Raw genomic sequence first — 5,090 nt, 5'->3', positions numbered from 1 at the left:
TTGATCAGTGGTACTGACCCGCGCATAGCCATATTTCATCTTTTTATCTCCTTATTTATGTCATTAAGTAATGACACGGTTCTAACCCTTTAATTATACAGCATCAAAAAAGAGGCCACAACTGTTAAGTTATGGCCTGATTTCACTCTATCTAAACACTTTACTCATTATATATAAAAAACGTCAAGAAAAATTTTTATCTAATCCCTTTTAACAGGGGAACGCTTAGCCACTTGTAGTGCCTGATTGATTACTTGGTTATACAAAATGATTATTGTCACAGGCAAAAATAATCTTAATGTTTAAATTTGCTTCACTTCAATAAAAGACCGGCCTGCTCAAACCCAAGGGTTTTAACGGACCGATCTTTATTTACATTAAGGCATCTTTACTTACTTTGAAAAACTTTTAATTTATCTTAGCCAGTTGTTGTGACAAAGTTTCCACTTGTTTAGTCAACTTCTCCAAATCGTGACTTTGGTTGAAAGTTTTTAAATTTTCTTGCACTTGCCGAACGCTTTTTTGGACAGTTTCTTGGCCATTAATAGTCAAAGTCAGCCGCACAATTCGTCGATCAGTTTGATTTACTTGTGATTGAATTAAATCATCTTGAATCAGTCGCCAGGTATTCCTGGAAATTAGTGTGCGCGTAACCATGAACGCATCAGCTAATTCACTAGCAGTAGCTTGTCCGTGTTGTTCAAGATAGACTAATATTTCCCACTCACGCATTGAGAACCCAGTTGTGGCCAGCCCTTGCACTAACATCTGGTATGCCTGTTTCTGAATAGCTTGCAGGGTTGCTAAGCTCTCAAACTGGTTCTTAATTTGCTGCTGATTTAGCATATAATATCATCCTATTCTTTGCGCTGCCGCTTAGTCATTCCGAAGAGTCCTAACAAACTACTCATGGCTAATAGTAATAAGCCACTCAGCGTCATGTGTTGTTGATCAGTTTCATCAGTTTGAGGCAACCGTTGATCCACAAAATTAGTAGCCGCTGCTTGACCAGCCTGAACCGGCTTAACAGGCGTCGTTGGTTGACTTGGGTTAACTGGTTTTGTTGGCGTCGTTGGTTGACTTGGGTTAACTGGTTTTGCTGGCATCGTTGGTTGACTTGGGTTAACTGGTTTTGCTGGCGTCGTTGGTTGACTTGGATTAACTGGTTTTGTTGGCGCATCCTTGGTATAAACCACCGTGAAGTCAAGATCACTGGAGTCACCACTCACAGTTTGTGACCCAATTTCAGCCTGGTCTGGCGTGTAACCCTTAATAGCTGGGCTAGTTACTGCCGCAAAGCTTTGATCTGCTGACCAAGACCCATAGGTCTTTTCACCTGTCACCGCATCAGTTGAGACTTCACGCGTAAATTCAACCGGCTTGGCCACATAATCATCATGAGCTGTCGTACCATCTTTGTAGACGTAATGGATAGTTTCATTAATCGTCTTGCTTTCAGTTGTAATAGTTGGCGCATTCTTAGCATAAACCACCGTGAAGTCAAGATCACTAGAATTAGTGTAGACAGTTTGAACTTCAACGCTTGTCAAATCAGAATTTGGGGCATCATTACTGATTACCTTATAGCCATCAACTTCTGGATTAACTACTTCTGCGAAATCGGTACTGTCTGCTTTTGTCCATCCAGCTTCTGTTGGCACACCATTATCATCCAGCGTTGCAGTCTTTGCTTTAGTTGAGTAATACGTTGTTGTTGTGTTATCAACTGGATTAGTTACTGTCACAAATGTAATTGGATCTGCCGTATATCCTATTGCTACTTCTTTACCATCTTGGTCAATATACTTAATGGTTTCACTAATTGTTTTGCTTGTTTGTGTGTACGCTGGTGCATAGACATAAATAACCGTCCCATTATCTCCAGCTTTTGTTAGAGTACCCGTCGCTGGCAAACTTTTTGCTCCAGTGGCAGTACCATCATCCATTCTTACAAACTTATAATTGGGAATTTCTAATTGTCCTGTAGTATAAGTACCATTAACATTAGCGCCATTTGGATAAGTAACCTCACCTTGAGCAATTTGATTACCTTTTGTATCAACATACTTAACATTAACTGTCGCTGCTTGCTTAAAATCAAAACTCATTATTTCAAATTGCTGTAAATTCTTAGCACCACCAGTTGATGCACTGACAATCATTGCCATTGCTTGATTAGAATTCGAGACAGTCGTAGTCCAAGTTAATATCTTACCGCTTATTTGGGTATACTTGATTGTTAATGTTCTTGTATCTCCATCATAATCAACTGTAAAATCATGAAATTGGCCGTTTACGTCAGACTTACTTAACGCTTGGGAAGTTCCATCAACATCTTTAGCCCACCATCTTTGAACTTTTATTCCATCCTTAGTAGCAACTTCTTCATTTTCAGTATCAACAAATGTGCCATATGGAGCATTCATAGAATCCCCATTCCAACCAAAATCATTAGAGTTAGTTGAATCGATTTGGCTACCATCTTTATCAGACTGTGGAGCTTGATAACCATTTGACCATGTATCAAGCTTAAATCCCAGAGCATTTTGCAAGCCACCAATACCCAAGTTGCCACCAGCATTACCAATATCTGTGGTATTACCGTTATGAAAAGCAAAGCCAATACCGTCAGCTCCATTAGGATTGGATCCTAAATTAACCTTACCAGTTAAAGTAAAACTAGTATTCATATCAATTTTACTCTTGAGAGAGAAATTTCCAACTTTATTATATTCATCTGGTGTAATAGTCACAATACCAGTATTTTGATCATAAGTGGCTGATCCGTTTAATGAAAAGTAAGCAAGAAAATTCTCCTTAGTAACATGTGTTAGAGCTTCTTTATCAGTCGCCAAAGCCTTACTTGTACGTAATTGTTGCAATAATGTGTTGTAAGATATCTTAGTTACAGTTTGGCGTGTTTTAGCACTGGTCGTTTCAGCCTTTGCTGCACTGCTACTACTTGCACTGGTCGTTTCAGTCTTTACTGCACTACTGCTACTTGCACTGGTTGAACCGGCCTTCGTTGCACTGCTACTACTTGCACTGGTCGTTTCAGCCTTTACTGCACTACTGCTACTTGCACTGGTCGTTTCAGCCTTTACTGCACTACTGCTACTTGCACTGGTTGAATCGGCCTTTGTTGCACTGCTACTACTTGTACTGGTCGTTTCAGCCTTTACTGCACTACTGCTACTTGCTCTGGTTGAATCGGCCTTCGTTGCACTGCTACTACTTGCACTGGTCGTTTCAGCCTTTACTGCACTACTGCTACTTGCTCTGGTTGAATCGGCCTTCGTTGCACTGCTACTACTTGCACTGGTCGTTTCAGTCTTTACTGCACTGCTGCTACTTGCTCTGGTTGAATCGGCCTTCGTTGCACTGCTACTACTTGCACTGGTCGTTTCAGCCCTTACTGCACTACTTGAGGTACTAGTAGCTGCCACATCAGCTGACACTGGCCGACTTGTAACTAGCATCCCTAATCCCAGCGAAAATACTGAAATCCCCATAACAGCCCAATTCTTACCGCATTTATATAATTTATAATGCGTTTTAGCCTCTCCAAAGTAATTATTCCTTAACATAAAAACCCACCTTTCACACTATTTTTAAATAAAAATGTTGTTATTAAAACCCCAGCTTATCAAGGTTATCCAACCATTTAAATTAGAACAGCAACTACTAATAATCTCTGATATCCCTTAAATTGGGCCTATCTTTCGCACGAAAGTATTTAAAATCATGCAAAAAACGCATAACTAAATTAAACAGTCTCAATAAACCGCATTAATAATAACACACTTAAACTTTAAATTGAATTACATACAAGTAAACATTGCAAAACTAGTTCAGCAATTATACATAGGCCTTCACTATTTAGCTATTAATATTTAAATTTTCAAATTAAAACAACAAATAAGAATCAATTGTGTTTTTTTAATTTGAGCTTGTTGCTGTAACTTGTGCGTAAAGGCTTGTTTAGTTTTGATGCCAATCATCAAAAAGATCATGCTTGTTGGTTTCAAAATCTAAATCCATAAAGCCAGCCTCCTACCCAAAATCAATGTGATCCAGCATCGTTTCAGTACTAGCCTGGTCTCAGCCTAAATAAGCTAAAGTCATCGCTTCACTAGAATGATTTAATAAGTGCATGACTAGGCCAATATTGTAATTAGATTGCGTGTAGACGCGAGAAGCCCCGGTTTTGCTCATGGTATGGGGACCTAGATAATCAATTCCTAACAGATCGCCAACCTTGCTCATGATTTTGTAGAACTGTTTTTCCGTGATATGTCGCTCGGGGTGCTGAATGGAAGAAAAAAAGCCATTCAGAATCTAGCTTATGATCAAGCAGCCATTGACGGTACGATAAGATCTCTGTTTGAACTGGTACAAGGTATTAGGTTTACCCGTTTTTCGATCGTGAATGAACACGTTTTGGTTAATAGAACCGTCTGGATTAAAAATATCGGTCTGTTTTAACCTCATAACGTCACTCACTCGCAGCAGTGTCGCTTTGCCAACTTGAAAAATCGTATAGTTACGCCGGCCGGCTTTAAAGTTATTGAGTAACGTATCTTGAACCTCTTTAAGGACATTGGAATCTTTAATGGGTAAGACAACTTGTTACATAAGTCATAATCTCCTTTGACGATATAATAGTTTATAATTGACGTACGTTATCATGTACGCTTATAATATTAGATAAGTTGAGGAGGGAAAACATATGGAAAAAATTATTAACCCAACTACAGCACGAACAAACCTATTTTCACTTATCAAAAACGCTAATCGGGACTCCCAACCTGTTATTATTGCAGGATCTAATGACAGCCGTAGTGCCGTTTTGATTGGAAAAAAAGACTATGATGCATTACAGGAAACCATGAACTTAATGATGAATGGTCAGATTCAAGCCACCTTCAGCCGTAAAGATGATGAATCAGTTGATTTAGACGAAATGATCAAAGAAATTGATCATGAGTAATCGTTGGAAAGTAAAAATAAAATCATCAGCTAAAGGTGATTTAAAAAAAGTTTTAAGAAGCCCATTACGTCAGTCATTTGAAGAAATACAAAATGTATTG

General features: G+C 38.8%; 3 protein-coding genes and 1 pseudogene. 1 reads left to right on the top strand and 3 read right to left on the bottom strand.

Going from position 1 to position 5,090, the window contains the following annotated elements; translation table 11 throughout:
• Positions 1-408: 408 nt before the first annotated feature.
• From KGF65_RS16300 to KGF65_RS16290, 3 genes and pseudogenes are all read right to left on the bottom strand, one after another.
• A complete protein-coding gene (locus KGF65_RS16300) occupies positions 409-846 on the bottom strand; it encodes a MarR family winged helix-turn-helix transcriptional regulator (RefSeq protein ID WP_054398011.1) in 438 nt (145 codons plus the stop codon).
• Positions 847-857: 11 nt separating this feature from the next.
• Positions 858-3,587: a MucBP domain-containing protein gene (locus KGF65_RS16295; protein WP_216786661.1), complete on the bottom strand. Its 2,730-nt coding sequence runs from the start codon at positions 3,585-3,587 to the stop codon at positions 858-860.
• A gap of 514 nt (positions 3,588-4,101) precedes the next feature.
• Positions 4,102-4,614, bottom strand: a pseudogene (locus tag KGF65_RS16290) (site-specific integrase).
• 115 nt (positions 4,615-4,729) lie between these two features.
• Between KGF65_RS16290 and KGF65_RS16285 the strand changes: the two are divergent.
• Entirely contained in the window at positions 4,730-4,990 is a 261-nt protein-coding gene (locus KGF65_RS16285; RefSeq protein ID WP_003680272.1) for a type II toxin-antitoxin system Phd/YefM family antitoxin, read from the top strand.
• The last annotated feature ends 100 nt before the right edge of the window (positions 4,991-5,090 follow it).

The organism is Lactiplantibacillus sp. 30.2.29, assembly GCF_018991255.1.
GTDB classification, from domain to species: Bacteria; Bacillota; Bacilli; order Lactobacillales; family Lactobacillaceae; genus Lactiplantibacillus; species Lactiplantibacillus pentosus.
The sequence above is the reverse complement of the archived record's forward strand: the minus strand, read 5'-3'. Positions and strand labels throughout refer to the sequence as shown.

What these genes read in the sequence shown, in the direction of transcription:
- KGF65_RS16300 (WP_054398011.1), bottom strand. Translation starts at nt 846, where the DNA reads ATGCTAAATCAGCAGCAAATTAAGAACCAGTTTGAGAGCTTAGCAACC.
- KGF65_RS16295 (WP_216786661.1), bottom strand. Translation starts at nt 3,587, where the DNA reads ATGTTAAGGAATAATTACTTTGGAGAGGCTAAAACGCATTATAAATTA.
- KGF65_RS16285 (WP_003680272.1), top strand. Translation starts at nt 4,730, where the DNA reads ATGGAAAAAATTATTAACCCAACTACAGCACGAACAAACCTATTTTCA.